This window comes from Burkholderia contaminans (genome assembly GCF_029633825.1).
In the GTDB taxonomy this organism is placed as follows: domain Bacteria; phylum Pseudomonadota; class Gammaproteobacteria; order Burkholderiales; family Burkholderiaceae; genus Burkholderia; species Burkholderia contaminans.
In genome coordinates, this window is sequence record NZ_CP090642.1 from 374,946 (window position 1) to 400,436 (window position 25,491).

The window sequence follows — 25,491 nt, forward strand, 5'->3', positions numbered from 1 at the left end:
ACGTGGATCACGGCGAAAACGAACGGGTCGGCCCGCGTGGTCGCGCCGCGGTGCGGCTATGCGCGGCAGGCCGTTTCCACGGCATGCTCGAAGCGATTGAGAATGTCGTGGATGTCCGCTTCCGAAACGATCAGCGGCGGCAGGAACCGGAGTACCGCGCCGTTGCGGCCGCCGGTTTCGACGATGAGCCCGTTGCGCAGGCAGTTCCGCTTGATGGCCTTGGCCCGTTCCGTGTGGGGCGGGCCGGCTCGGCCGTGCGTGCCGGGCACGACGACTTCGGCGCCGATCATCAGGCCGCGGCCGCGTATCTGGCCCAGGCAGGGGAAGCGTTCGGCAAGCCCCTCGAGGCCGGCAACCAGGAGTTTGCCGACCCTGTCCGCGTGCGCCGACAGATCTTCTCTCTCGACGATGCGCATGGTCGACAAGCCCGCCACCATCGCAATCTGGTTGCCGCGAAAGGTGCCGGCATGCGCGCCGGGCGGCCAGGTGTCCAGGCGCTCGTCATAGACCACCACCGACAACGGATAGCCGCCGCCGAATGCCTTCGACAGCACCAGTACGTCCGGCCGGATGCCGGAATGTTCGATCGCGAACAGGGTGCCGGTGCGACCGAGTCCGGTCTGCACCTCATCGACGATCAACGGGATTTCATGCCGCAGTGTCAGCTCACGCAACTCGATCAACCAGGTGTCGGGTGCCGGGATGCAGCCTCCTTCGCCTTGCACGACTTCGACGATGATGGCCGCAGGCTTCGTGATCCCGCTCTCGGGATCGGACAGGACGGTCCGGATGTAGTTGATGCTGAGTTGATCGGTCGCCGAGCCGTCGGTGCCGAATGGGCAGCGAAAGGCGTAGGGATAGGGCAGGAAATGAACGTCGCGTCCATTGCCGCCGGCCGACTTGGGCGTGAGGTTTCCCGACGCGGCGAGTGCGCCGGACGTCATGCCGTGGTAAGCGCCGTGGAACGCCATGATCGTCGGGCGGCCGGTATAGTGCCGGGTCAGCTTGATCGCCGCTTCGACGCCATCCGCGCCACTGGGGCTGCAAAACTGGATCTTGCAGGATTCGGCGATCTTCCCGGGCAGGAGCGAGAAAAGCTGCTCGACGAATGCGTGCTTCGCCGGTGTCGCCAGGTCGAGTGCCTGTTGCATCTGATCGGACGATAGAAACCGCATCACGGCTTCATTGACTTCCGGGTGATTGTGTCCGAGCGCGAGCGTGCCCGCATTCGACAGGCAGTCGATGTATTCCTGCCCGTCGGCGTCGCGTACGCGTATGCCCTTCGCATGGGTGAACAGCCGCGGGAAGGAGGTCGCGTAGGTTCGCGCGTTCGATTCGACCTGCTTCAGATACTCGAGTTTTTCCATGCGCGCAGATCCGGCTTGCAAGGCGGATTGATGGACACTGGCGCACGAGAATCGCTTCATCCTGGCCAATGGTGTTAACGGTACGACCGGATTGGAGCATGGTCTCCGTATCGCGTCTGTCACCTGAAAATGGGACATCGTCCCTGCGACGTCGCCACGTCATGCCGTTGCCTCCCGATCATCGAAGCGGGGCTTCCGGGCGCGGCGTCAGGCAGCGAGGGTCGAGCAGAAATAATCGATGGTCCGCCGGAGCCCCGCTTCGAGCCCGATCGTCGGCTCCCAGTCGAGGTGGGTGCGTGCGAGGCTGATGTCGGGGCAACGTTGCGTCGGATCGTCCTTCGGCAGCGGACGGAAGACGAGCCGCGACTTCGACCCGGTCAGGCGCAAGATGATCTGCGCCAGTTCGCTGACCGCGATCTCGTGCGGATTGCCGAGGTTGATCGGGCCGGTGAGTTCAGCGGGCGCGGCCATCATCCGGATCAAACCGTCGACCATGTCGTCGACATAGCAGAATGCCCGGGTCTGGCTGCCGTCGCCATACAGCGTGATGTCCTCGCCGCGCAGCGCCTGCACGATGAAGTTGGACACCACGCGGCCGTCGTTGGGATGCATGCGCGGCCCGTACGTGTTGAAGATGCGTACCACCTTGATTCGTACGTTCTGCTGGCGGTGATAGTCGAAGAACAGCGTCTCCGCGCAACGCTTGCCTTCGTCGTAGCAGGCGCGCGGCCCGAGCGGGTTGACGTTGCCGCGGTAACTCTCCGGTTGCGGATGCACGTCCGGGTCGCCGTACACCTCGCTCGTCGAGGTTTGCAGGACGCGCGCATGCGTGCGCTTGGCGAGCCCCAGCATGTTGATCGCACCCATCACACTGGTCTTGGTGGTCTGCACGGGATCGAATTGATAGTGGACGGGCGAAGCCGGGCAGGCGAGGTTGTAGATCTCGTCCACCTCCACGTACAACGGAAAGGTGACGTCGTGGCGCAGCGCCTCGAAGCTCGGGTTGCCGAGCAGCGCGGCCACGTTCTGCTTCGTGCCGGTGAAATAGTTGTCGACGCACAATACGTCGTGACCGAGTTCGACGAGACGCTCGCAAAGATGCGAACCGAGGAAACCCGCGCCACCCGTTACGAGGATTCGCTTTCGATTACGTTGCACAATTGCACTCCAGGTATCGCGCGCAGGGAAGCCACGCTGCCTCCCCGCATGCTTGACCGGCCCGCAGCTCCGGCAGGGAAGCGGATCAGGCGCACGGGCGTTTTCATTCGACGATCACGGCACCGGCCGGCACGCCGATCGCGAGGATCGGCCCGTCATGCCTGCAGTGCGCTCGATGCGGCGTGCTCCGGGCGCCGCATGCGCGCCGCGATGATGCCGGCCATCGTCCGCATTTCGTTTCTCAAAAAGAAATGATCTCCGTCGAAGACGTGAAAATCGAAGCGCCCGGTCGTCGCGGCGCCCCAACCTTCAACGGCATCGACGGGCACCTCTTTATCCGCCCGGCCCGCGAACGCGGTGATGTCCACCGCCAGCCCGGGCCCGGGCACGGGCCGGTGGTTTTCGATCATCGTGAAATCCGCGCGCAGCGCCGGCATCAGCAGCGCCATCAGTTCGCTGTTGTCCAGCACCGCCCTCGGTGTGCCGCCCATTTCGCGCAGCGCATCGATGAAGGCGCGGTCGTCCAGCGCCTGCATGCGCCGATCGTGGCGCTCGTGGCCCGGTGCGGCACGCGCGCTCACGAACAGATGCCGCAGGTTCGGTCGTGCGTGGGCGGGAAGCCGCAGGGCCAGTTCGGCCGCAATCGCCGCGCCCATGCTGTGTCCGAGCAGCGCGAAGGGTCGATCGAAGCAGTCGTCCAGGTCGCGCAGCAACGTGTCGACCAGCGTCGACATGTCTCGGACGGCAGGCTCGGACAGGCGGCTGCCCCGGCCTGCAAGTTCATGACGGCGCACTTCGATGCCGGGTAACGACGCTTGCAGCGCGCGATAGACGGCGGCCGAGCCGCCCGCATAGGGAAAACAGATCAGACGCATGCGGGCGGGTACTCGAGCGGCTCATCTGCTGCCGGCGCACAGGCGATCGCGCTGTGGAAATTCATGTGTTCGGCGTTTTTCACCATTCAGGTTCCAGTCGTTGTTGGCATGGCGATGCGTCGGCAATCCTCACTTGGAGAGCGACCGGTGCGGCTGCGACGCACGTGTTGGTTCACATGCCGATAGCCGGTTCGTCATCGCTGTGCACAAGCAGTGCGTCAAGCACATCGGAAGTCATCGAAGCATTGATTGGCTTTATGAACCTTCAAGGTGCGCGCGCCGCCCGGATTCGGAGTGAGCCCGATCCGGTTGGGCATGAGTTAAACATGAGGCCGCGTGGATGTATGTCGTAGGAAGAGGGGACGCGCGTAGTCGGCCATGTCGAACCCATCCCTATCTGAATGGATGGCGGCGCAGACACGACGGAGCGCCGATATTTCAATATTCATTTCCGGCTGGTGTACCGGTTTCACGCGCGCAGGTTGACGTGCACCGCTTCCAGCCCGCTTGCTCGCGATCGAACAGTTGGTTATTCTGACGCCCATGATCCATTCGCAAACCCGTTCGATTATTTGCGCCGCAATGTTGCCGGCGGGATAGCGATCGACTGAATGGATATCGTCAAAACCCGCCCGGAAGGCGGGTTTTCGCTTTCTGGGCGTTCGAGGGAGAGCCTGGAAATGCAGACAGCGAAATCATTTCATGCGACCGCATCGGACGATGCCGTGTTGCTCCACATGGTATGCGGCAAGATCGCGTCTGGAAAATCGACGCTCGTCGCGCCGGCTGCGACGGAAGGGCTGAACATCGTGGCTTATGACGAAGCCGGTTCCGTCAGGCTGTCTTCGTAACGGTGCGGCAGCATGGAGAACATCGAATATCCATCTGAAACACTCGATCTGCCGATGGTGCAGGTTCCCGCCGGGACCATCGCATTGAGAGACGACCGGATCGGCCGCACCTGGTGCGTCGAATTGCAACGCTTTGCGATTGGCCGCTATCCGGTGACGCAGGCGCAATATGCGGCGGTAACGGGGCTATCGCCGTCGTCGCATGGCGGAGCGCATTGCCCGGTGGAAAACGTGTCGTGGATCGATGCCGTCCGGTTCTGCAACCGGCTGTCGACGGCCGACGGTCTGCCTTGCGTTTACGAAATCGGCGAAGACGGCACAGGTGCCTCCCCGATTCCGGGCAGCAACGGCTACCGGCTGCCCACCGAAGCGGAGTGGGAGTACGCATGCCGCGCGGGAACGCAGGGCGCGAGGTATGGCGAACTCGATGCCATCGCGTGGTACCGGGACAATTCCGGCGGCCGCACGCACGACGTCGGCCGGAAACAACCCAATGGCTGGGGGCTGCACGACATGCTGGGCAACGTGTGGGAGTGGTGCGTGGATCAGTACGACCCGGCGGTCTACGGTTCGTATCGCGTGTTTCGCGGCGGGGGCTGGGCCGATGTCGAACGGGGCTGCCTTGCGACGAATCGCCGTCGCAGTCATCCGACCTTTGCAATCGACGATCTCGGGTTTCGCGTGGCGCGGTCGCTCGATGCGGGGGATGGGCGACTCGCGCCCGCGGTGCGTGGATCGCCCGGAGATTGACGGCGCTTGCCGCGTTGCGTCGCCCCCTTTGCCGACAGAGGGCGCCCGGCGCACAATACCCCCGGAAATCTCTTCGGAGGCTGCCCGACATGACCAGGTTCGTGCCCGATGGATGGCACACCGTCACGCCCCGGATCGTCGTGCCGGATCCGCACAATCTGATCGGATTCATCCGGACGGTTTTTCATGCGCAGGGCGAATACCGCCCGGGCTTGCCTGCGGAAATCCGGATCGGTGATTCCGTGTTGATGATCAGCGGGGAAGACGGCCTGCGTGAGCCGATGCCGGCATTTCTGTACGTGTATGTCGAGGATGCCGACCTGACCTATCGGCGGGCGCTTGCAGCACACGCGACGCCGCTCGAAGCCCCGGCCGACATGCCGTACGGCGACAGGCGGGCGATGGTGAAGGATCCGTGGGGGAATCTTTGGCAGATTGCCACGCATCTGCGCGACCTCTCGACCGACGAGATCCGTTCAAGGCTGGCCAACGGCGGCTAGTTGCCCGTCGAGGCGCGTCGAGCGACTCGAAGGCGTCGGGTGCCGCACGACGCTCGCGGAAATCCGCCGACGCGATCATTGGCACTGCTGGGGGCGAAAATCGGGCGCATTCATCCCCACGCCCCTGTCGCAATCGTCAAGATTCACGTCGCGTATCAGTAAAACCTCCCCGTTCCCGCCGCCGTTAACCCGTTCGCAGCCCATGCGCCCCGTGTTGCGACACTGCGCGCGTCTTTCGTGATCCGGAATCCACATCCGCCGCTGGCCGCGCCCGGCCGGCGCAAGGGAACGTCATGCGAAAACAACTCACTATCCGTGGTGGTCTCGTCGCGACCATCGCCGGCTATACCGTGCTGCTCGTGCTGGTGGTCGGCGCAAGCATCGCGGCCCTCTATATGGGCAACAGTTCGCTCGAGGCGATGTACCGCGACGACACCGCGTCGCTGCTGCACCTGAAGACCAGCTCCGAGCGCATGCTCGTGATGCGCGAACGCATGAGCGACGTCGCGCAGATCATCAGCGCCGGCCACTCGGGCAAGGAAGAGATCGCGAAACTCCGCACGCTTCTCAAGCAGAGCAACGACGAACTGGATGCCTATGCGGGCCTGCACGCGCGCAACGCCGACGAGCAGGCGCTCTTCGACACGCTCCAAAATCGCCGTCGGGCGTTGCTCGACGGCGTGTTCCTGAAGGCCCTCTCGCAACTCGACGCCGACGACGGTTTCGGCTTCCTCGACACGCAGCGTACCGCGCCGCCCGCGCTGTTCGCCGCCTATCAGGAGGCGATCGATGCGCTCGAGGCGTTCCAGGTCGCGCGCGAAAAGGCGCGCTACGACGCGGCCGGCGTGCAGTTCCACCGGATCGTGTGGGGGATGGCGGCGGTCGCGGCCTTCGCACTCGTCGTCGGCTTCTTGGCGCAGCGCGTGCTCGCGAAGGCGATCATCGAGCCGATCAAGCTCGCGGTCGGCCAGTTCGAGAAGATCTCGAAAGGCGACCTGACCGGAACGGTCGTCGTGCCCGGCGAGAACGAGATGGCCTATCTGCTGCATGCGCTGAAGCGGATGCAGGACGGCCTCGTCGTCACCGTGAACCAGGTGCGCGCGAGCACGGAGACGATCGTCGGCGACGTCCGCACGATTGCGAGCGGCAACGTCGACCTGTCGGCGCGCACCGAGCAGCAGGCCGTCTCGCTGCAACAGGCGGCGGCGAGCGTCGAGCAACTGACGGCGGCCGTGCGCCAGAACGCTGACAACGCACGCGATGCACGCACCTATGTCGAAGGCGCGTCCGGCATCGCGTCGCGCGGCGGCGAGGCGATGCAGCGCGTGGTCGAGACGATGTCGGCGATTTCGCTCAGTTCCACGCGGATCTCCGGGATCGTCGGCGTGATCGAAAGCATCGCATTCCAGACCAACATCCTTGCGTTGAACGCTGCCGTCGAAGCCGCGCGCGCCGGCGAGCAGGGGCGCGGCTTCGCGGTCGTCGCGACGGAAGTGCGCGGCCTCGCGCAGCGCTGCGCGTCGGCGGCGAAGGAGATCCGCGAACTGATCGGCCATTCCGCGCAGCGTGTCGAAGACGGCAGCGGCCTCGTCGCACTGGCCGGCTCGGCGATGGCCGAACTCGTCGCGGCGGTCGAGCGCGTCAACATGATCATGAGCGAAACCGGCCAGGCGTTCGAGGAGCAGGCGTCGGGCATCGAGCAGGTGAACGCCGCGGTCATCCAGATGGAGCAGACGATGCAGCGCAATGCCGCGCTGGTCGAGGAGGCCGCGGCCGCGGCGCTGTCGCTCGACGAACAGGGCGCGCGGCTGAGTGCGGCGGTTGCGCAATTCCGTCTGCGTGACGAGGCGCTCGCCTGATGCATCGATGTCGGCGCCGGAGCGGGATCGTCGGGCAGGACGGGTGTCCCACACGGTGCATCGGTGTCGACACGGCACGTTTCCGGTGCGGACTTCGTGACTGCCGACGTCGATGCGATCGATGCGCCGGCGCCGGTGAAGCACACAATCTGACGATCGCCGAACCCGATGCGACGCTGTCTGCGTGCAGGGCCCGCGAGGCAGCACCGCGTCGCCGCGATCCTTGCCGGTAAAGGCGGACGGGCAATTTCTCCGACGTTCTCCACAGGGTTATGCACGGAAATTGTGGATAACTCGAGGTGGATGAACGACAGTTGAAATTCCCGCGCGCGCGTGCCGCAATGCGACATCACATACTGCGAATTGCTTTGCTGGATTGATCGTTTAGTGGCGGTCGCGGAAGGGAATAGCATGAAGCTCCCTCCCGATTGGCCGCCGTGTGCGTGGCCAGTCATTGCGACCGTATCGGCCCGACATGACGACACTGAACGACTATCTCGAACAAAAGCGTGACGCCTGGCTCGCGAAAAAGGAAGCCGCGCGCAGCAATCCGGAACTCAAGGCCACCCCGCTGAAAGCGACCGTGCGCGCGCTGGGCCGCAGCGGCGTGCGGGAGATCCGCATTCGCGATTTCCAGGTGATCAGCGACAGCCCGCCCGATTTCGCGGGCTACAACCTCGGGCCGGCATCGCCGGAGCTGCAGCTCGGCGTGCTGGGCAGTTGCCTGACGCACATCACGCTGATTCAGGCCGCGGAGCGCGGCCTGAAAATCGACTCGATCGAGGTCGAAGTGACCGGCGACCAGCATCCACTCGCGCAGCAACCGGGTTTCGAGCATGTGCCGGTGTTCCCGCATAACCTCCGCTACACCCTCGATATCGTCTCGCCCGAACCGCCGGAATCGATTCGTGCACTGCATCAGGCAGTCGAGGCCGTATGCCCGATCTTCAACCTGCTGCGACTGCCGCAGACGATCGACGGCGAGTTGCGGCATACGCACGGTTGAAGTGCGCCGGTGCACCGGTACGTTGCAGCCTGTCACGCCGCTACGGGGTGAGCGGGCGCGCGATTTTCCGCGCACCGATCGATCGTGGTTCCGGTGCGACTGCGATTCCTGTCGTACCCGTATCCGATGACGGAAGCGTCATGCCGGCGCTGAACGCGTGCCGAGTCGAGGCCGGGCGACGCCGGTCGTGAATCGGCCGGCGCGAAGTCAGGCTTCGGAGGCCTGAAGGTCGTGCGTTCGGCGCTTCGTCTCGTCGGCACGATCCTGAAGCTGCTGGAATGCGTCCAGCAGCCGTGCGCGCAGCACGGCCAGCGCCGGGTCGCGTCGATCGCGCGGCCGGACGACCCCGACGTGGATCTCGTCGTCGATGCGGCCCGGGTTGGGCGCGAGCATCAGCACGCGATCGCCGAGATACAGCGCTTCGTCGAGATCGTGCGTGACGACGATCGCGGCCGTCCGGTGCCGCTCGACGACATCGAGCAGCAGCGACTGCAACCGCATCCGGGTGATCGCATCGACCGCGCTGAACGGTTCGTCGAGCAGCAGCAGGTCCGGCTCGCCGAACAGCCCGCGCGCGATCGCCGCGCGCTGCGCCATCCCGCCCGACAACGTGGCCGGCAGCTGCCGGGCGACCCCGGCCAGGCCGACTTCGTCGAGCAGCCGGGCGACGGCCGGCTCGCGCCCGCCGCGCGGGCCGGCCGCAAAGCCGACGTTGTCCGCGATCGACAGCCACGGCAGCAGTCGCGGCTCCTGGAAGATCACGCCCGCACGCGGGGAGGGGCCGTCGAGCGCGACGCCGCCCAGCTTCACGCTGCCGCGGAAATCGGTGTCGAGGCCGGCGACGATCCGCAGCAGCGTGCTCTTGCCGCAACCGCTCGGGCCGACCACGCAGACGATCTCGCCGCGCGCAACCTGCAGCGGGACGTCGGCGAGGATCGTGCGATCGCCGTAAAGCTTGCGGGTGATGCGCAGGTCGAGCAGCGGTGTCGCGGTGCTCGCCGCCGTGGGTGCAGAAGAACGCGTGCTCATGCCGACCCTTTGCGTGGCGTGTGGTCGTAGGCGTCGCGCCAGCCGAGCCAGTGCGACTCGATGCGCGCCATCGCGCCGTCGGTCAGCTTGCCGAGCAACGCCAGCAGCAGGATCGCCCCGAACACGAGATCCGGGCGGCCGGTTTCGCGGCCGTCGCTCAACAGGAAGCCGAGCCCGCGCGTGGCCGCGATCAGCTCCGCGGCGACCATGAACATCCACGCGAGACTGAGACCGGTGCGCAAGCCGGTGACGATCTGCGGCAGCGCGGCCGGCAGCAGGATGCGACGGAACAGCGCGAACGGGCCGAGCCGGTACACCGCGCCGAGTTCGACGAGCTTGCGGTCGACGTCGCGAATGCCGGCGACCACCGCGAGGTGCACCGGGAAGAAGGCGCCGATGGCGATCAGCGTGATCTTCGGTGCTTCGTCGATGCCGAGCCACAGCAGCAACACCGGCACCCACGCGAGCGATGGAATCGCGCGCAGCGCCTGGAACGTCGGTTCGAACAGCGCGTCGATCCGGCGGCTCAGGCCCATCGCGGCGCCGACGACGAGCGCCAAGCCGGCGCCCGCCGCAAACCCCGCCGCGACCCGCAGCGTACTCGCGCCGACATGACGCGCCACGCGCGTGATGCCCAGGCGGGCGAGCGTGTCGAGAATTTCGCTCGGCGCCGGGACGAGATGGTTCGGCAGCCAGCCCTGCCGCACGACCACCTCCAGCAACGCGAGCGCCGCGAACGGCAGCGCGAGGCCCGCGATCCGCCACCGGCGAAGCGGGTCGCGCCGGCCGGCGGGCGGCGAAGCGGGGCGGCGAGGCGCGAGGGCGTCGTCGCGGGCGGCGGTGTCGGGCATGGTCGGCAGTTTCAGCGCGATGCGTCGACGAGCGGGCGCGCGAACGACGGATCGATCAGCGTATCGACGATCTTCGCGGGATCGACGCCGGGCTTGGTCAGCTGCTCGGACGTCAGCACGGGGGCGGCCGCCTTCAGCGCCGCGCGCTGGGTATCACCCGGAACGGGATCGCTGAAATCGTTGCGCTGCAGTTGCAGTTTCGCCACCGGCAGCGACACCTTCGATTCGTCGGCGACGATCTGCGCGGTGTCGGCCGGATGCGCGACGATCCACTGGCGTGCGCGATCGTAGACCTTCAGTACGCGCGTGACTGCCTGCGGGTACTGGCTGGCGAACGCGTCGCGAACGTTCAGGAAGCCATAGGTGTTGAATGCGACGTTGCGATAGAGCAGGCGCGCGCCGTCATCGAGCTGCGCCGCGGCCATGTGCGGATCGAGGCCGGCCCACGCATCGACCTGGCCGTTCGCGAGCGCGGTGCGCCCGTCCGGATGCTGCAGGTTGACGATCTCGACATCGTCGCGGGTCAGGCCGACCGTGTGCAGCGCGCGAAGCGTGAACAGGAACGGATCGGTGCCGCGCGTCGCCGCGATTTTCTTGCCCTTCAGGTCGGTGAGCGAGCGGATCGGCGAATCCTTGCGGACCACCAGCGCGGTCCACTCGGGACGGGAGAACACGTAGACCGTATGGATCGGGTTGCCGTTCGCACGCGCGAGCACCGACGCGAGGCCCGCGGCGGAACCGAAATCGACCGCACCGCTGTTCAGGTATTCGAGCGCACGATTGCTGCCCAGGCTCAGCACCCAGCGAATCGACGTGCGGTCGGCCTTGAATTCGTCTTCGAGCCAGCCGAAGTGGCGAATCACCAGGCTCTCCGGCGAGTAGTACGCGTAGTCGACGCGGATCTCCGCGGGCGTCGCGGCGCGTGCGTGCACCGAAACGAGGCTGGCGAACGCGGCAACGACGAGGGCCGCGGATTGCCACGCGCGGGACCAGGACAGCTTCATCGGGGATTCTCCGGAAGGGCGGCAACGCGCCGCGAACAGGCAGGGTGACCGGTTAATGTAACGAAGCATCGGCGATCCGCGAACGAAGAAATCCGCGATTGAACATGCACGCTGCTGCTAAGCGCGGACGCCGGGCAACTTAATGACGCGGGCCGATTAATTTATCGGTTTATATCGCTTGGGATAACCGGAACGGGAGAACAGAATGCGTGCTGCCGGAACGTGATGGCGTGGCGTGTCGAGCGGTGCCTGGCTGCACACGGCCTCTGTCGATCGCGAAGCAATACGTGCGACTTCCGGCTCCATGCGGACCTCGCCGGTCATTCGGCGAAAAACTAAGGAATGCGATGAGTTCGATCGATCTGAACGCCGTCACCCCGGTTTCCTCACCCATTCGTTCGGCCAGCGACGTCGCGCGACTCATCAACACGGTGGACAGCTCGGTCAGCCATGCCCGAATGATCGTGCTGCTGGCGCTCGGCGGCGTGTTTCTCGATGCGTACGACCTGACGACGCTGTCCTACGGGATCGACGACGTGGCGCGCGAGTTCGGCCTGACACCGGCGCTGACCGGGCTGGTCGGGTCGGCGATCATGATCGGCACGATCTTCGGCAGCCTGATCGGCGGATGGCTGACCGACAAGATCGGCCGCTATCAGGTGTTCATGGCCGACATGCTGTTTTTCGTGGTCGCGGCGATCGCGGCCGGGCTCGCGCCGAACGTCTGGGTGCTGATCGGCGCGCGCTTCGTGATGGGACTCGGTGTCGGCATCGACCTGCCCGTCGCGATGGCGTTTCTTGCGGAATTCTCGAAGTTCAACGGGCGCGGCAACAAGGCATCGCGGCTCGCGGCGTGGTGCCCGATGTGGTACGTGGCGTCGTCGGCCTGCTTCCTGCTGATCTTCGGGCTGTATTTCCTGCTGCCCGCCGAGCATGCGGGATGGCTGTGGCGCGCGTCGCTGATCTTCGGCGCGGTGCCGGCCCTCGTCATCATCCTGTTCCGGAACCGGTTCATGAACGAATCGCCGCTGTGGGCCGCGAACCAGGGTGACCTGGCCAACGCCGCGCGGATTCTGCGCGAGTCGTACGGGATTCATGCACACGAAGCGGAGGACGCCCGACGCGCGCCGAGCCAGCCGCCCGTGCGCATTCGCGTGCTGTTCCAGCGCCCGTACCAGGGGCGCACGATCGTCGCCAGCGTGATGAACCTGTGCATTCCGTTCGAATACACGGCGATCGCGTTCTTCCTGCCGTCGATCCTGTCGCAGTTTCTCGGCGCGGGCGTGTTCGAAACGATCGCGGCGTCGCTGGCGCTGAACGTGCTGTTTGCGTTCACCGGTGGCTTGCTGGGCATGCGTCTCGCCCATCGCCATGCGTCGCGGCATGTCGCGATCGCCGGGTTCGCGCTGCAGTTCGTCGCGCTCGTGGCGCTCGCGCTGGCAGGGCATCCGCATGGCGCACTCGCGATCGGCTTCGTGCTGCTGATGCTCGGCACCTGGCTGTTCGCCGAAGGGTTCGGGCCAGGTGCGCAGATGATGATCTATCCGACGCTGTCGTATCCGGCGGCGATTCGCGGCACGGGCGTCGGCTTCGGGCGTTCGCTGTGCGGCATCGGTCAGGCGCTCGCGCTGTTCGTGCTGCCGATCCTGCAGGCGCGGCTCGGCACGGACATGTTCTGGGTCGTCGCGATCAGCGCCGCCACGCCGATCGTGTTCCTGTTGATCGTGCGTTACGAGCCGACGGCGCGTGACATCGACGACGAGGAAGGCATTGCCTGAACGCGACCGGGAGCGCAACCACCGGTTTCCCGCATCCCGGAATCGGAACAAGTGGATCGCGACTGCACGCAACCTGTTCATGCCACCGGCAACGCGCGAAGGATCTGGTCGACGCATTGCTCGACGGACTTGAACGCTGTATCGATCTGCAGGTGCGGGCGGTCCCACGCGTTGTAATCGCGATCAACGACGTCCTGCCATGTGGGCAACACGAGCCCCGCAATGGTGGACTGCCGTGTTTCGACACGCTGTCGATGCTGCTGCCGATCGGAACATACGATCTCGATTTCGAATACGGGAACACCGATGCGCGCCGCGATGTTCCTGAATGCGTTTCGCGTCACCTCGAGCGGGTTGACGGAATCCGCGACGACGGTTGTTCCGATCGCCAGATTGTCTGCCGCCACGCTGTAGCAGACCGCATAGCCGGCTCCGCCAATTTCAGCGCCTTCGTCCAGAACGCCCGAAGTCCGGATCGCTTGCTCGATGGAGTCGACGCGCAGATAGACCGCCTGCAGGCGAACGGCAAGTCGGCTCGCGAGCGTACTTTTCCCGGTGCCGGGCAAGCCGCTGAAAGTGATCAACATGTGCTTGCCCTTTCTTGTCGACGTGCGTGGGTCCAAGCCGACTTCCCGGCCAACGCCGTCGTTTTGCATCAGGCCTCAAATGCACACCGGACGGAGGAGAATGCTCGCTCGCGCGGCGTGCCGGGCGAGCGGCCCGGTGCACTGGTCAGCCGGGCGTCATGAAGCCGGCCCGCACGCGGGCCGACCCGGCGTCACATCGAAGTCACGCGTAGGCAGCCACCTGCTCGGCATCGCGCTTGACCTGCTCGATGTCGCGATACTGCGCGGCCGGATGTTCGTCCGGCAGCCGCGCCGACCCGCCGAACAGCTTCTCGCGCAGCGTACCCGGCGCATAGCCGGTCGGATACACGCCGCGCCGCTGCAGTTCGGGGACGAGATAACGCACGACATCCTCGAAGGTTTCGTGCGCCACCGCATACGCGAGGTTGAAGCCATCCACGTCGGTGGCGGCGACCCATTCCTGCAGGATGTCCGCGACGGTCGCGGCCGAGCCGACGAACACCGGGCCCAGGCCGCCGATGCCGCCCCAGGCCGCCAGTTCCTCGATCGTCCATGCGGTGTCGCCGCCCGCGAGATGCTCGACCGCCGACACGATCGCATTCGTTTCGACGCGGCGGACGGGATCGTTCGGTGCGTACTGGCCGAAGTCGATGCCGGTCCAGCCGGACATGAACACCAGCGAACCGTCGTACGACACGTACTTGCGGTATTCGTCGAACTTGGCCTGCGCCTTCTCGTCGGTTTCGTCGACGATCACGGTGACGAGGTTGTAGATCAGGACCTTGCTTGCGTCGCGCCCGGCGGCCGTGGCCTGCGCGCGCACGTCGGCCACGTAGCGCGCGAGCTGCGGGCGGGTCGGCGCGGCGACGAACACGCATTCCGCGTGCTGCGCGGCGAACGCCTTGCCGGGGCCGGACGCACCGGCCTGGAACAGCACCGGCGTGCGCTGCGGAGACGGTTCGCACAGGTGGTAGCCGGGCACGTCGAAGAAGCGGCCCTTGTGGCCGATCTCGTGCACTTTCTCCGGATGCGTGAACACGCGGCCGTCGCGATCGCGCACGACCGCACCGTCTTCCCAACTGCCTTCGAACAGCTTGTACAGCACCTCGACGTATTCCGCTGCGACCGCGTAGCGATCGTCGTGGGTACGCAGGCCGTTGTCGCCGACGTTCTTCGCGCCGCTTTCAAGGTAGGACGTGACGATATTCCACGCGAGCCGGCCCTTCGTGTGATGGTCGGCGGTCGACAGCCGGCGCGCGAACGTGTACGGGTGCTCGAAGGTCGTCGACGCGGTGATGCCGATGCCGAGATGTTCGGTCGCCATCGCGATCGGCGCGGCGAGCTGCAGCGGATCGTTGACCGGGATCTGTGCGGCCTGGTGCAGCGCGTGGTAGTTGCTGCCCTTGTAGACGTCGTAGTAGCCGATCACGTCCGCGATGAAGATCGCGTCGAAAATCCCGCGTTCGAGCACACGGGCGAGGTCGGTCCAGTAGTCGAGATCCTTGTACTGCCACGAGCGGTCGCGCGGATGGGCCCACAGCCCGGGCGACTGGTGGCCGACGCAATTCATCTCGAATGCGTTGAAGCGGATGGTCTTGCTCATTGGGCGGCTCCCGTCTCTGCGTGTGTGTTCGTGCTCGCACCCGGGCCGTTGCCGATCTGCCAGACGAACGGCGGCGTGCGCCCGTTGATGATCCAGTCGCCGACGATCCGCGCCTTGTAGACGAGCGGATTGTGCGACGACACGGTGCGCGCGTTGCGCCAGTGACGATCGAGCGCCGTCGTGCTGCGGGTCGCCGACGCGCCGAGCGCGTCGAACAGGCGCGTCGCCGCGCGCAGCACGAGTTCCGACACGACGAGCTGGCTTTGCGCGGATTCGATCTCGGCCGCGACGTTCGCATCGTGCTCGGCCGCCTCATCGCCGCCGAAGTGCGCTTCGTAGGCCTGTTGCAGCGGCTGCGCGGCGCGCAGCGCGAGCGCGTCGGCCGCATAGGCCCACGACGCGATCTCGCCGATCACCTGCTGCAGCTGCGCGTCGTCGGCCGCGCGCGGGGCGTTGCCGTGGCTGTACACGCGGGTGCGGCGGCGCACCAGGTCGCCCGCGTCGCGCACGATCGCGTGGCCGATGCCGGCCAGCGTCGCGACGTGGAAGAGCTGGTAGAACGCCGTCTGGTATTTGAAGCGTCGTGCGAAGTCGATCACGTCCCGTGCGTCGACCGCCGCATCTTCGAAGCGCGTGGTGCCGCTGCCGGTCGTCGTCTGGCCGAAGCCGTCCCAGTCGTCTTCACGGATCACGCCGGGTTGCGCGGTCGAGACGGCGACGATCACGTCGCTGCCGTCGTCCGCGCGTTGCGCGAACACGTCGATCCAGTCGGCGAACAGGCTGCCGGTGCTGTAGAACTTCCGGCCGTTCAGCACGAGCCGGCCGTTCTTTTCGGATACCTTCGTGATGGTCTGGCCGAGCGCCACGTCGCCGGTTTCAGTCCACGCATTGCCGACGAGCTGGCCGCTCGCGAAGCGGTCGAACCAGGTCTGGCGATCGGCGCCGGGCGGCGCGTTCAGCCAGTCCTCGACGAATGCGAAGTGCCCGCGCAACGCCTGCGGCAGATTGGAATCGGCGGCGGCGAGTTCGGTCAGCAGCCGGAACAGCTGCGGCAGCGACGCGCCGGCGCCGCCATCGCGCACCGGCAGCCGCACGGCGCCGAAGCCCGCGGCTTTCAGCCAGCCGATCGCCTCGTGCGGCAGCTCGCGGCGGCGTTCGCGTTCCGCGGTGCCGGCTGCGATGCGTTCGAAGATCGGCCTGAAGCGGCTGGCAAGCGCGTCATAGTCGGTGCCGATGGAAAGTTCGGTTGCTGCGGGAGAGGAAGTCATGCAGAGATCCTTGAAAGGCGGGGCCGTCGATGCCGGCAGGCCAGTATAGGAAGCACACTGCGGACGATCCAATAACGGATTCGTACATCGTTATCGTCATCGGGCATTACGCGGGCGAGGCGGCGCGGCGTCGATGCGGAGGCGTCGATATCGTCGCTGACGCGTGGTTCACCGCGGGCCGCACACTGCATCGTTTGTCATGCGAAGGAATATCGTTGTGCGAATCGCTCGGTTTTCCGGCGTGCGGCGCGCTGCTAGATTGAACGTTTCCGTCAATCAGCAGGAGAGCCCGATGTCAGAGACGAGCGCCACGATCCAGGAACGGCCGGCCGAAACGCAACCGCAGGCGGCCCGCGTGATCGCCGACGACGCGCAGGCCATCGCCGCCGCGCATGCACTTGCGCAGCGGCTCGCGGAAGGGGCGGCCGAGCGCGACCGGGAGCGCCGGCTGCCGCGTGACGAGATCGAATGGTTCTCGCAGTCGGGGCTGTGGGCCATCACCGTGCCGAAGGCCTACGGCGGCGCGGGCGTGTCGCACGTGACGCTGACGGAGGTGGTGAAGATCGTCGCGTCGGCCGATCCGTCGCTCGGGCAGTTGCCGCAGAATCATTTCGGGCTGGTCGATGTGATCGCGCTGACCGGCACCGACGCGCAGAAGCGCCACCTGTTCTCGGAAGTGCTGAGCGGCAAGCGGTTCGGCAACGGCTTTTCGGAGAAGGGCACGAAGCACGTGCTCGACCTGAAGACGCGCGTGCGCCGGGACGGCGACGACTATGTCGTCGACGGCACCAAGTTCTATTCGACCGGCGCGCTGTTCGCGCATTACGTGCCGGTGCTCGGCCTCGACGACGAGCGCCGCGCGTGGCTCGCGTACATTCGCCAGCCCACGCCTGGGCTGACCGTGATCGACGACTGGTCGGGGTTCGGGCAGCGAACCACCGCGAGCGGCACCGTCGTGCTCGACAACGTGCGTGTGCCGGCGTCGCACGTGCTGCCGGCCCAGCGCGTGTCGGATCTGCCGACGCTGAACGGGCCGCTGTCGCAGATCATCCAGGCCGCGATCGACGCGGGCATCGCGAAGGCCGCGCTCGACGATACGCTGGCGTTCGTGCGCACGCGCACGCGGCCGTGGGTCGACAGCGGTGTCGAGCGGGCGGCCGACGATCCGCTGACGATCCGCGAGATCGGCCATCTGCATATCCAGCTGCACGCAGCGGAGGCGCTGCTCGAGCGCGCGGCACGTACGCTCGACGAGATCGCGGCGCGCGGCGACGTGACCGAGGACGATGTCGCACGCGCGTCCGTGGCGGTGGGCGAGGCGAAGGTGCTGACGACGGAAGTCGCACTGCTCGCGGGCGAGAAGCTGTTCGAGCTGGCCGGTACGCAGTCGACGCTGGCCGAGCACAACCTCGACCGGCACTGGCGCAATGCACGCACGCATACGCTGCACGATCCGGTGCGGTGGAAATATCACCTCGTCGGCAACTACTACCTGAACGGCGTGCGGCCGGCGCGCCATGCGTGGAATTGAACGCGTGGCGATCGTGGTGTCATGGCTTGGTGATGGGTGAGCGTGTCGCCACGGTCGAACGCATCCGCGCGATTACGGGCGAACGCGGCAATGCACTTCGTCGAAGTGCAATTGCCGGGTATCGGGCAAATGAATGCGGGATGGAACGTGTCATTGCCCCGGCGCGGCGACACCACGAAGCAGCCGCATCCGCTGCATGAGCCGGATTACTGAGGCGATTCCGGCAACGTGTACTCGAAGCGGTACGAATGCAGGCCGTTGTCGATGGTGATGATCATCGAGCCCGCGAGCCCCAGCAATTCTCCCGTGCCTGAATCGGGCACGACGGTGATCGACTGCTGCGGCTGTCCGCGCGTCATGGCGGAGCTGTGCTGCAGGACAAAGCTGCCTTGCCGGCCGCCCAGCGTGCCTTGCACGGTTTCCATCGCCACATAGCCGGCGGAGCCCTGGATGCTGCTTCGAAACGCGAGCATTTCGCCGTGACTGACGGCTTCGAGGTCGCCGTGATACTGCTTGTCGAGCGACATGCGGCCGAGCCCGGTCTGTTCCGCGACGGGACTCAGGGATTCCGGATTCAGCTTCACTTCAAACGGACCATTGGCCACCCGCGTCATTGCAGCGCTCCTCGTCGAATTGGCAACCCGCACTATAAACCAACCGGGTTCTGCTGGCGGTGGCAGTTTGCCTGATATGCCGGAATCGAGGGCGGATCGTCTGCCATGCGGCGCTTGCGGCGATAATCGGCATCCCGACCTCGACCGCTCTCCCCGATGACGCTCCCCCCGTTCGCACCCTTTCAGGATCTGGCCAACGCGTTGCTGGTGCACTGGCGCGATGCCAATGGCGATGGCTCGCACGACACGTCGCATCTGCAACGCGTGTGGAAGAACGCGGCCGCGATCCACGCGAAGGAGGGCGGAGACGCCGAAGTGCTGTTTGCGGCGACACTGCTGCACGACTGCGTGGCGGTGGAGAAAGATTCCCCGCTTCGCGCGCAGGCATCGCGGCTGTCGGCGGAAAAGGCCCGGCAGGTGCTGAAGTCGCTGGATTGGCCGGACGCGAAGCGCGACGCCGTTGCGCATGCGGTCGAGGCGCACAGTTTCTCGGCCCGTATCGCGCCGAAGACGCTGGAAGCCAAGGTGCTGCAGGATGCCGACCGGCTCGATGCGATCGGCATGGTGGGCGTCGCGCGGTGCTTTTACGTCGCGGGCCGGATGGGCAGCGCGTTGTATGACCCGGTCGATCCGCATGCATCGGCGCGGGAACTCGACGACAAGCGATTCGCGATCGATCACTTCCGCACGAAACTGCTGCGGCTTTCAACCGGTTTCCAGACCGTCACGGGTACGCGTATGGCGATCGTTCGCCGTGATCGATTGCAGCGCTTTCTCGACGAGTTTTCCGACGAGATCTGATCGTGGCGATGCGGCCTTCAGATACCGCCGTTGTCTGACGCGCACGGCTCGATGCGGGTGATGGTCGTGTCGACACGAGTGATCATCCGGCTCTGCCCGCGAAACCTCCGTTGCATTGAAACGCGCGACTTCGAACTTGGCGGAGACTCAACGGTTCCATTGTTTCGACTCGTCTCGACCGCGTCGGTGCGGAAGTCGATGCTTCAATCGTCACCTACCTGATAAAGCGCGTTCACCTGTACCAACGCTTCGAGGAATTCATCCTTGAGCGCCTGCGGCCCGAGGATTTTCACGTGTGCGCCGAACCCCAGCAGTTTCCGCGCGCCGTGCTCGATCGATTCGATCGGCATCAGGAACGCTTTCCATCCGGGCGGCACTTCCGCGCTGCCTGCCTCCTGCTCCGCAGGTTCGGCCTTGATCCGCGCGTTGGCCAGCCAGGTTTCGCCGCGCGGCGACACGGCGACATGGGCGGTGAGCCGATCGAGCTCGGCTTCGTACCGGCTCATCGCGTCGCGCCAGTGCGTCGCGAGGTCGAATCGCGCGGGACGCTTGAAGCGGCGGCGCGATGCATCGAGTTCGAGGATATTCGCGAGCCGGAACGTGAGTGCGCCGGGCTTGCCGACCACCCTGGCAACCAGGTACCACGCGCCGCCCTTGAGCACCAGGCCGAGCGGCTCGAGTTCGCGGCGGGACACGCCGCTCCAGCTCTGGTATGTCACGTCGATACGGTACGAACCCCACACCGCATCGGCCACTTCGCGCAGGAATGCCGGCGTTTCCTGCGCGCGGTACCAGTCGACGGTGTCGACGTGCAGCCGGCTGGCGACGCGATCGGCGTGTTCGCGCGAGCCGGGCGGCAGGCTCGCGATCATCTTCAGCCGCGCGGAAGTCGCCATGCCGTCGAGGCCCAGTTCTCTCGCCGGCCCGGGCAAGCCCGCCAGAATCAGCGCGTGCGCTTCGTGCTCGGTGAGCCCGGTGAGATCGGTACGCCAGCCGTCGCTCAACTGAAAGCCGCCGTTGCGGCCGCGATCGCCCCAGATCGGCACGCCGGCCGTGGAGAGCTGGTCGATGTCGCGCAGGATCGTGCGCTCGGATACTTCCAGCGCTTCGGCGAGCGCCGGCGCGGTCATCCGGCCGCGCGCCTGCAGCATCATCATGATCGACAACAGTCGGCTCGCTTTCATGAGCGACACGTTACCTCAAATACCTGACATGAGGTGTCATGTTTTCGGGCTTATGCTTGGCCGTATTCCCGATCCGTTCCAGCGACGCGGGTTACGCATCACGACATCACAGAGGATCAAACGATGAAGATCATTTCCGGGCCGCTGAGCATGTTCGGGGCGAAGGTCGAGATAGCGGCGCACGAGAAGGGCATCGGTTTCGAGCTGGTGATGGTGCCGTTCAGCCAGCGTCGCGGCTACGACCCCAAACATCCGGATGTGCTGCGCATCAACCCGAAGCGGCAGGTGCCGGTGCTGATCGACGGTGATCTCGAGCTTTTCGATTCCACGCAGATCTTCGAGTATCTCGAGGATCTGCAGCCCGACCCCGCGCTATGGCCGGCGCATCCGGCGGCGCGCGCGATCGCGCGTCAGCTCGAACACTGCAGCGACGAAATCTATTTTCCGCATGTCGTCAGGCTGATGGGGCTGGAGGAGACACCGGACGATCCGGCGGCACAGGCTGCACGCGCCGCAGCGGCTCAATACTATCGGCGCATGGAGCACGTGCTGGCGGATCGCGAGTTTCTGGCCGAATCGTATTCCTACGCCGACATCGCGTTCTACATGGCGCAGTTGTTCGGTGCGCGCAAGGGCGCACCGATGACGGACGAAACGCCCCGCCTGCTCGATTGGCGCGAGCGGATGACGGCGCGTCCCGCCGTGCGCAAGGTCGCCGGTGCGATGGCCGGCTATCTTGCCTCGATCGGAGAAGCGGTTCCTGATTTTCTTCGCGGGCTCGACTAGGGCCTTCGGGCCTCCGGCCTTGCGGAATAGGCGGCCTTCAGCTGAGATGCGAGCGGACGGATTGCCGGGCGTGCACACGTTGGGTGACGGGTGCGGTTGCGTAACCACCGCGAGGTATTGATACGCGGCAAGGACCGTCGCGCGCCCGCCGGGTGGTTTGGCTCCCGCAGGGCAGCGTCGGCCAGTCGCTCGAACGCAATCCGACGTGCCCCTCTACTCGGCGCCTTGACCTTGAAGTTGACTTGAATCTTAGAGTGCTTGCTGACGGCAGTGAGTCAGCGGGCATCGGGTGTTGCCTGCCACGGTCGATCATCGACGAGAGGCGACGAACATGGACAGGCGGTTGACACAGGTCGAATTCGGTCCACACCAGGTCGACGTGCCCGAAGGCGGGTATTACGACCGGTTCCGGATGAACCCCGACCTCGACGAGGTGGCGCGCGATCCCGCGGCGGGGAACATCGACTTTTTCCGTTGGATTCCGAAGCGTCAGGTCGAGTCGCGGGTCGGCCCGACCTGGGCGCCGAATTTCTACTACCGTTCCAGCAGCATTCAGCTGCTGTTCCTGGCGCCGCTCGAACGCCTGCGGACCACGCTGCCGGTGCCGCTCGAGCCGCTGCGCGCGCTCCCCGGGTACGGGCTGGTCGCGCTGACCTTCTTCTCGTATTCGGTATGCGACAACGATCCGTATGACGAAGTGTCGGTCGCGGTGGTGATCCGCCGGCCCGGCGCGACCGGGTCGCACACGCTCGAACTGATCGACTCGATGCGGCGCCGCAGCTTCTTCGCGCACGTGCTCGCGCTGCCCGTCACCACGGAAATCGCGCGGGTGCGTGGCGTGCACGGCTACCAGCTGCCCAAGTGGCTCGCCGACATCGACGTGAACCTCGGCGCCACTGCCCGCGCACGCATTGCCGGCCCGGGCGGGCGGCCGGACCTGAGCCTGAGCGTGCCGATGCCCGGGCTGACGAACGTCGCGTCGCAGTCGCACATGGGCACGTCGACGATGATCAACCGCATCGACGGCGAATGGCACCAGACACTCGTGCAGACGAATGCGCTATCGTTCGCCCAGCGCCTGTTGCCGCGCAACGTCGAGCTCGTGCGGCACGGCGGCCCGCTAAGCCAGCTGCTCGACGGGCTGGGCGCGTCCACCATCCTGCGTCTCGACGTGGTGAAGGACGCGCAACTGGTGCTGAACCTGCCGACCCCGTTGAAGGCCTTCGATGAACCCGGAAAGTCACGCTGACGCCACGCCACTTCGCGGCACGCCCGCGCCGAAGGAATCGCCCATGACCCGTCCGACCCACGATCTCGTCGTATTTGGCGCCACCAGTTTCGTCGGGCAGATCCTCGCCCGCTACCTGTCCGAGTACCTGTCGGGCGCTGGCGAGACGCTGCGCTGGGCCATCGCCGGCCGCTCCGAAGCGAAGCTCAGGCAGGTCCGGGAGACGCTGGGCGCGGCCGGGCAGTCGGTGCCGATCATCGTCGCCGACGCAGCCGACGAAGCGCAGCTTCGCGCGCTCTGCGCGCAGACGCGGGTGGTCGTGTCCACCGTCGGCCCCTATGCGCTTTACGGGGAGCCGCTGGTCAGGGTCTGCGCGGAAACCGGCACCGACTACTGCGATCTCACCGGCGAGACGCACTGGATCAAACGGATGATCGACAGGTACGAGCCCGCGGCCCGGCAATCCGGCGCGCGCATCGTCCATTGCTGCGGCTTCGATTCGGTGCCGTCGGACATGGGCGTGTTCTTCCTGCAGCAACAGGCGCGGCAGCAGTGGGGCGTACCGGCCACGCAGGTGAAGATGCGGGTGAAGACATTGAAGGGCGGCGCGTCGGGCGGCACGGTGGCGAGCGTGATCAACGTCGTCCGGGAAGCCGCGGCCGATCCCGCGTTGCGTCGCGAACTGCTCGATCCTTATTCACTGTGTCCGAACGGGCATGGCTTCACGATGCGCCAGCATGCGGTGCGATCGGCCGCATTCGATCGCGACTTCGACGCATGGATCGCGCCCTTCGTGATGGCGGCGATCAACGAGCGTGTCGTGCATCGCTCCAATGCGCTTGCCGGCAACGCGTACGGCAGCCGCTTCACGTATGACGAAGCGGTGATGACGGGCACGGGCCTCAAGGGCCGCCTGAGCGCGGTGGCGATGGTGGCGGGCCTCGGTGCGTTCATGGTGGGTGTCGTCATCCAGCCGGTGCGCAGCGTGATGGAGCGCTTCCTGCTGCCGAAACCCGGCGAGGGGCCGAGCGCCGCGGCGCAGCTGGCCGGCCGCTACGATTTGCGATTCTTCGGCCGCACCGACGACGGGAAGACCTTGCGCGTGAAAGTCACCGGCGACCGCGATCCGGGCTATGGCTCCACCGGCAAGATGCTCGGGCAGGCTGCGATCAGCCTCGCACTCGATTGCACGGGAGACGGCGTCAAGACCGGTCGCGGCGGCGGCTTCTGGACGCCCGCGACGATGTTCGACGCGCGCTACGTCGAGCGCCTGGTGCGCCATGCGGGGTTGCGGTTCGAGGTGATTTGAGCGCGCGTGCCGCCTGGTCGCCATTCGTCGGAAAGCCGTTAAAGATCGGATTGCGAAACAACAATCACAGCAATGCGACGACCTGTTCCGCAGTCGCTTTCGCCGATTGCGGATTCTGGCCGGTCACGAGCCGCCCGTCGACGACGACATTCGACGTGAACGGCAGCAGCGCCTTCTCGTAGCGTGCGCCACGCTGCCGCATCTGCGCCTCGACGTTGTAGGGCACCTTCTTCGCAACGCCGGCCAGGATTTCCTCCACCCACGAATAGCCGGTGATCCGGCGTCCGGCAACCAGCAGCGAGCCGTCCGACAGCGTGGTGTTCAGCAGCCCGCAATAGCCGTGACAGACCGACGACACGACGCCGCCACGCTCGTAGATCTCGCGCGTGAGCCGCTGCAGCCCCGCATCGTCCGGGTAGTCCCACATCACCGCATGGCCGCCGGTGAAGTAGATCGCATCGAAATCGGCCGGATCGATCTCGTCGGGGCGTGCGGTGGTGGCCAGCAGCGCTTCATTGGCCTTGTCGGCGCGCCACGCTTTCGCGGCGGCGTCGGCGTGCGGCCATTTGAGCGAGCGCGGTTCGAGCGGCGACACGCCGCCCTTGGGGCTCACGAGCCGCTGCTCATAGCCCTTCGCCGCGAAGATGTGATGCGCATGGGTCAGCTCGGACAGCCACAGGCCGGTCGGTTGCGACGGATCGGCGTAGTGCGCGACGTTGCTGACGACGTGCAGGATGCGCTTGCTCATGATGCGGTTCCCTTTCATCGGCCATGGGCGGACGTCGTCGACGCGCTGCCGGATTGTCGGATGGCAGTCCTCATACCCACGGCCTCGATACGCTGCCGAGGCAAACCATAACCTTTGAGCGAGGTTGAAGGTCAAGCCCTTTTCGCCTTCGCGGCCCGCGCGGGGCTGGCGGGCAGCACGAGACCGTCCAGCAAGGTGGTCAGCGCATCTTCGATCGCGTGATCGCCGACTTTCTCGCGCACCAGCCGCCCGTCGATCGCCAGCATCGTCAGGCCATGCAGATGCGCCCAGCAGGCCGTCGCCTGCCCGAGCGCGGGGCGCGGACGGATCGTGCCGGCGCGCTGGCCGTGTTCCAGGATGTCGACGACCAGCAGGAACGGCGCCTGCACGCGCGGATCGAGATGGATGTCCGTGGGCTCGCCAGCATCCGCGGCAAACATCAGTCGATAGAGATCCGGATTGCGCTGCCCGAACGCGAGATGGGCGTAAGCGAGCGCGAGCAGCACGTCCGGTGCGTCCGCCGCGGGATCGACGGACGCCTTGAGGTCTTCGTGCAGGCGATCGAAGCCGATCAGCGCGAGCTCGTGCAGCAACGCGGCCTTGTCCGGGAAATGCCGGTACGGCGCCGAGTGGCTGACGTTCGCGCGCCGCGCGATTTCGCGCAGCGTGAACTGCCAGCCTTGTTGCTCCTGCAGCGTGTCGAGCGCCGTTTCGATGATCGCGCGACGCAGATCCCCGTGGTGATAAGCCTTTTGCCCGGCGTCCGAATCCGCATCCGACGACATCGTGTAGCTCCTATGTTGA

The 25,491-nt window shown here is 66.0% G+C and carries 24 protein-coding genes; 11 read left to right on the forward strand and 13 right to left on the reverse strand.

Translation table 11 applies throughout. The features are described from left to right. Positions 1-56: 56 nt before the first annotated feature. The 3 genes from LXE91_RS33795 to LXE91_RS33805 form a co-directional block, all read right to left on the reverse strand. Complete coding sequence (locus LXE91_RS33795; RefSeq protein WP_039362390.1) at positions 57-1,367, reverse strand: diaminobutyrate--2-oxoglutarate transaminase family protein; 1,311 nt, start codon at positions 1,365-1,367, stop codon at positions 57-59. Positions 1,368-1,574: 207 nt separating this feature from the next. Then, complete coding sequence (locus tag LXE91_RS33800; RefSeq protein WP_039362393.1) at positions 1,575-2,525, reverse strand: UDP-glucuronic acid decarboxylase family protein; 951 nt, start codon at positions 2,523-2,525, stop codon at positions 1,575-1,577. A 155-nt stretch (positions 2,526-2,680) separates the two neighbouring features. After that, positions 2,681-3,400 (reverse strand): thioesterase II family protein, encoded by a 720-nt coding sequence (locus LXE91_RS33805; protein WP_039362396.1) that lies wholly within the window; start codon positions 3,398-3,400, stop codon positions 2,681-2,683. A gap of 611 nt (positions 3,401-4,011) precedes the next feature. Here LXE91_RS33805 and LXE91_RS33810 point away from each other — a divergent pair. From LXE91_RS33810 to LXE91_RS33830, 5 genes are all read left to right on the forward strand, one after another. Beyond that, on the forward strand, positions 4,012-4,251 hold the full coding sequence (locus tag LXE91_RS33810) for a hypothetical protein (protein ID WP_174990631.1): 240 nt from the start codon (positions 4,012-4,014) through the stop codon (positions 4,249-4,251). 12 nt (positions 4,252-4,263) lie between these two features. After that, a complete protein-coding gene (locus tag LXE91_RS33815) occupies positions 4,264-5,001 on the forward strand; it encodes a formylglycine-generating enzyme family protein (RefSeq protein WP_039362399.1) in 738 nt (245 codons plus the stop codon). Next, entirely contained in the window at positions 4,998-5,501 is a 504-nt protein-coding gene (locus LXE91_RS33820) for a VOC family protein (RefSeq protein WP_261336591.1), read from the forward strand. Before LXE91_RS33815 ends, LXE91_RS33820 begins: the two co-directional genes overlap by 4 nt. Before the next feature lie 293 nt (positions 5,502-5,794). Beyond that, positions 5,795-7,360: a methyl-accepting chemotaxis protein gene (locus LXE91_RS33825; protein WP_039362406.1), complete on the forward strand. Its 1,566-nt coding sequence runs from the start codon at positions 5,795-5,797 to the stop codon at positions 7,358-7,360. 475 nt (positions 7,361-7,835) lie between these two features. Beyond that, positions 7,836-8,366, forward strand: a complete 531-nt coding sequence (locus LXE91_RS33830) for an OsmC family protein (RefSeq protein ID WP_039362409.1) — start codon at positions 7,836-7,838, stop codon at positions 8,364-8,366. A gap of 207 nt (positions 8,367-8,573) precedes the next feature. Here LXE91_RS33830 and LXE91_RS33835 read toward each other — a convergent pair whose 3' ends face one another. From LXE91_RS33835 to LXE91_RS33845, 3 genes are read right to left on the reverse strand one after another with little or no spacing between them, the layout of a single operon-like run. Then, a complete protein-coding gene (locus LXE91_RS33835; protein WP_039362411.1) occupies positions 8,574-9,395 on the reverse strand; it encodes an ABC transporter ATP-binding protein in 822 nt (273 codons plus the stop codon). After that, positions 9,392-10,246, reverse strand: coding sequence for an ABC transporter permease (locus LXE91_RS33840; protein WP_039362413.1), 855 nt, complete (start codon positions 10,244-10,246; stop codon positions 9,392-9,394). The genes LXE91_RS33835 and LXE91_RS33840 overlap by 4 nt, the downstream gene beginning before the upstream one ends. A gap of 11 nt (positions 10,247-10,257) precedes the next feature. After that, positions 10,258-11,250: an aliphatic sulfonate ABC transporter substrate-binding protein gene (locus LXE91_RS33845; RefSeq protein ID WP_039362416.1), complete on the reverse strand. Its 993-nt coding sequence runs from the start codon at positions 11,248-11,250 to the stop codon at positions 10,258-10,260. Between the two features lie 347 nt (positions 11,251-11,597). On the opposite strand from LXE91_RS33845, the gene LXE91_RS33850 reads away from it, so the two are divergent. Continuing rightward, positions 11,598-13,028, forward strand: a complete 1,431-nt coding sequence (locus LXE91_RS33850; protein ID WP_039362418.1) for an MFS transporter — start codon at positions 11,598-11,600, stop codon at positions 13,026-13,028. A 77-nt stretch (positions 13,029-13,105) separates the two neighbouring features. Here the strand turns inward: LXE91_RS33850 and LXE91_RS33855 are convergent, their stop codons facing one another. The 3 genes from LXE91_RS33855 to LXE91_RS33865 all read right to left on the reverse strand — a co-directional run bounded on the left by LXE91_RS33855 (position 13,106) and on the right by LXE91_RS33865 (position 16,486). Next, positions 13,106-13,615 (reverse strand): P-loop nucleotide/nucleoside kinase family protein, encoded by a 510-nt coding sequence (locus LXE91_RS33855; protein WP_039362421.1) that lies wholly within the window; start codon positions 13,613-13,615, stop codon positions 13,106-13,108. A 202-nt stretch (positions 13,616-13,817) separates the two neighbouring features. Further along, the gene (locus LXE91_RS33860) at positions 13,818-15,218 is read right to left on the reverse strand and encodes an LLM class flavin-dependent oxidoreductase (RefSeq protein WP_039362424.1); all 1,401 of its coding nucleotides are present in this window, start codon (positions 15,216-15,218) and stop codon (positions 13,818-13,820) included. Further along, a complete protein-coding gene (locus LXE91_RS33865) occupies positions 15,215-16,486 on the reverse strand; it encodes an acyl-CoA dehydrogenase family protein (RefSeq protein ID WP_039362427.1) in 1,272 nt (423 codons plus the stop codon). Before LXE91_RS33865 ends, LXE91_RS33860 begins: the two co-directional genes overlap by 4 nt. A 292-nt stretch (positions 16,487-16,778) precedes the next feature. Between LXE91_RS33865 and LXE91_RS33870 the strand changes: the two genes are divergently transcribed. Further along, positions 16,779-18,017 carry an SfnB family sulfur acquisition oxidoreductase gene (locus LXE91_RS33870; RefSeq protein WP_039362429.1) on the forward strand — a complete coding sequence of 413 codons (1,239 nt, stop codon included), beginning with the start codon at positions 16,779-16,781 and terminating at the stop codon, positions 18,015-18,017. A gap of 206 nt (positions 18,018-18,223) precedes the next feature. On the opposite strand, the gene LXE91_RS33875 is transcribed toward LXE91_RS33870, so the two are convergent. Beyond that, complete coding sequence (locus LXE91_RS33875) at positions 18,224-18,631, reverse strand: DUF3224 domain-containing protein (RefSeq protein ID WP_039362432.1); 408 nt, start codon at positions 18,629-18,631, stop codon at positions 18,224-18,226. A gap of 156 nt (positions 18,632-18,787) precedes the next feature. On the opposite strand from LXE91_RS33875, the gene LXE91_RS33880 reads away from it, so the two are divergent. After that, positions 18,788-19,432: an HD domain-containing protein gene (locus LXE91_RS33880; protein WP_039362436.1), complete on the forward strand. Its 645-nt coding sequence runs from the start codon at positions 18,788-18,790 to the stop codon at positions 19,430-19,432. Between the two features lie 203 nt (positions 19,433-19,635). Here the strand turns inward: LXE91_RS33880 and LXE91_RS33885 are convergent, their stop codons facing one another. Next, positions 19,636-20,616: a helix-turn-helix transcriptional regulator gene (locus LXE91_RS33885; RefSeq protein ID WP_039362501.1), complete on the reverse strand. Its 981-nt coding sequence runs from the start codon at positions 20,614-20,616 to the stop codon at positions 19,636-19,638. 123 nt (positions 20,617-20,739) lie between these two features. On the opposite strand from LXE91_RS33885, the gene LXE91_RS33890 reads away from it, so the two are divergent. From LXE91_RS33890 to LXE91_RS33900, 3 genes are all read left to right on the forward strand, one after another. Continuing rightward, positions 20,740-21,402, forward strand: coding sequence for a glutathione S-transferase family protein (locus LXE91_RS33890; RefSeq protein WP_039362438.1), 663 nt, complete (start codon positions 20,740-20,742; stop codon positions 21,400-21,402). 331 nt (positions 21,403-21,733) lie between these two features. Continuing rightward, positions 21,734-22,651 carry an acetoacetate decarboxylase family protein gene (locus LXE91_RS33895; protein WP_039362441.1) on the forward strand — a complete coding sequence of 306 codons (918 nt, stop codon included), beginning with the start codon at positions 21,734-21,736 and terminating at the stop codon, positions 22,649-22,651. Between the two features lie 43 nt (positions 22,652-22,694). After that, positions 22,695-23,939, forward strand: coding sequence for a saccharopine dehydrogenase family protein (locus LXE91_RS33900; RefSeq protein ID WP_039362444.1), 1,245 nt, complete (start codon positions 22,695-22,697; stop codon positions 23,937-23,939). Between the two features lie 64 nt (positions 23,940-24,003). Here the strand turns inward: LXE91_RS33900 and LXE91_RS33905 are convergent, their stop codons facing one another. Continuing rightward, positions 24,004-24,687, reverse strand: a complete 684-nt coding sequence (locus LXE91_RS33905) for a type 1 glutamine amidotransferase domain-containing protein (RefSeq protein WP_039362504.1) — start codon at positions 24,685-24,687, stop codon at positions 24,004-24,006. Positions 24,688-24,818: 131 nt separating this feature from the next. Further along, positions 24,819-25,472 carry a TetR/AcrR family transcriptional regulator gene (locus LXE91_RS33910; protein WP_039362447.1) on the reverse strand — a complete coding sequence of 218 codons (654 nt, stop codon included), beginning with the start codon at positions 25,470-25,472 and terminating at the stop codon, positions 24,819-24,821. Positions 25,473-25,491: the final 19 nt, after the last annotated feature.

Excerpts from the sequence above, each read along its gene's own strand:
- LXE91_RS33795 (WP_039362390.1), bottom strand. The coding sequence starts at position 1,367 with ATGGAAAAACTCGAGTATCTGAAGCAGGTCGAATCGAACGCGCGAACC.
- LXE91_RS33805 (WP_039362396.1), bottom strand. The coding sequence starts at position 3,400 with ATGCGTCTGATCTGTTTTCCCTATGCGGGCGGCTCGGCCGCCGTCTAT.
- LXE91_RS33810 (WP_174990631.1), top strand. The coding sequence starts at position 4,012 with ATGGATATCGTCAAAACCCGCCCGGAAGGCGGGTTTTCGCTTTCTGGG.
- LXE91_RS33815 (WP_039362399.1), top strand. The coding sequence starts at position 4,264 with ATGGAGAACATCGAATATCCATCTGAAACACTCGATCTGCCGATGGTG.
- LXE91_RS33825 (WP_039362406.1), top strand. The coding sequence starts at position 5,795 with ATGCGAAAACAACTCACTATCCGTGGTGGTCTCGTCGCGACCATCGCC.
- LXE91_RS33830 (WP_039362409.1), top strand. The coding sequence starts at position 7,836 with ATGACGACACTGAACGACTATCTCGAACAAAAGCGTGACGCCTGGCTC.
- LXE91_RS33835 (WP_039362411.1), bottom strand. The coding sequence starts at position 9,395 with ATGAGCACGCGTTCTTCTGCACCCACGGCGGCGAGCACCGCGACACCG.
- LXE91_RS33840 (WP_039362413.1), bottom strand. The coding sequence starts at position 10,246 with ATGCCCGACACCGCCGCCCGCGACGACGCCCTCGCGCCTCGCCGCCCC.
- LXE91_RS33845 (WP_039362416.1), bottom strand. The coding sequence starts at position 11,250 with ATGAAGCTGTCCTGGTCCCGCGCGTGGCAATCCGCGGCCCTCGTCGTT.
- LXE91_RS33850 (WP_039362418.1), top strand. The coding sequence starts at position 11,598 with ATGAGTTCGATCGATCTGAACGCCGTCACCCCGGTTTCCTCACCCATT.
- LXE91_RS33855 (WP_039362421.1), bottom strand. The coding sequence starts at position 13,615 with ATGTTGATCACTTTCAGCGGCTTGCCCGGCACCGGGAAAAGTACGCTC.
- LXE91_RS33860 (WP_039362424.1), bottom strand. The coding sequence starts at position 15,218 with ATGAGCAAGACCATCCGCTTCAACGCATTCGAGATGAATTGCGTCGGC.
- LXE91_RS33865 (WP_039362427.1), bottom strand. The coding sequence starts at position 16,486 with ATGACTTCCTCTCCCGCAGCAACCGAACTTTCCATCGGCACCGACTAT.
- LXE91_RS33870 (WP_039362429.1), top strand. The coding sequence starts at position 16,779 with ATGTCAGAGACGAGCGCCACGATCCAGGAACGGCCGGCCGAAACGCAA.
- LXE91_RS33875 (WP_039362432.1), bottom strand. The coding sequence starts at position 18,631 with ATGACGCGGGTGGCCAATGGTCCGTTTGAAGTGAAGCTGAATCCGGAA.
- LXE91_RS33880 (WP_039362436.1), top strand. The coding sequence starts at position 18,788 with ATGACGCTCCCCCCGTTCGCACCCTTTCAGGATCTGGCCAACGCGTTG.
- LXE91_RS33885 (WP_039362501.1), bottom strand. The coding sequence starts at position 20,616 with ATGAAAGCGAGCCGACTGTTGTCGATCATGATGATGCTGCAGGCGCGC.
- LXE91_RS33890 (WP_039362438.1), top strand. The coding sequence starts at position 20,740 with ATGAAGATCATTTCCGGGCCGCTGAGCATGTTCGGGGCGAAGGTCGAG.
- LXE91_RS33895 (WP_039362441.1), top strand. The coding sequence starts at position 21,734 with ATGGACAGGCGGTTGACACAGGTCGAATTCGGTCCACACCAGGTCGAC.
- LXE91_RS33900 (WP_039362444.1), top strand. The coding sequence starts at position 22,695 with ATGACCCGTCCGACCCACGATCTCGTCGTATTTGGCGCCACCAGTTTC.
- LXE91_RS33905 (WP_039362504.1), bottom strand. The coding sequence starts at position 24,687 with ATGAGCAAGCGCATCCTGCACGTCGTCAGCAACGTCGCGCACTACGCC.
- LXE91_RS33910 (WP_039362447.1), bottom strand. The coding sequence starts at position 25,472 with ATGTCGTCGGATGCGGATTCGGACGCCGGGCAAAAGGCTTATCACCAC.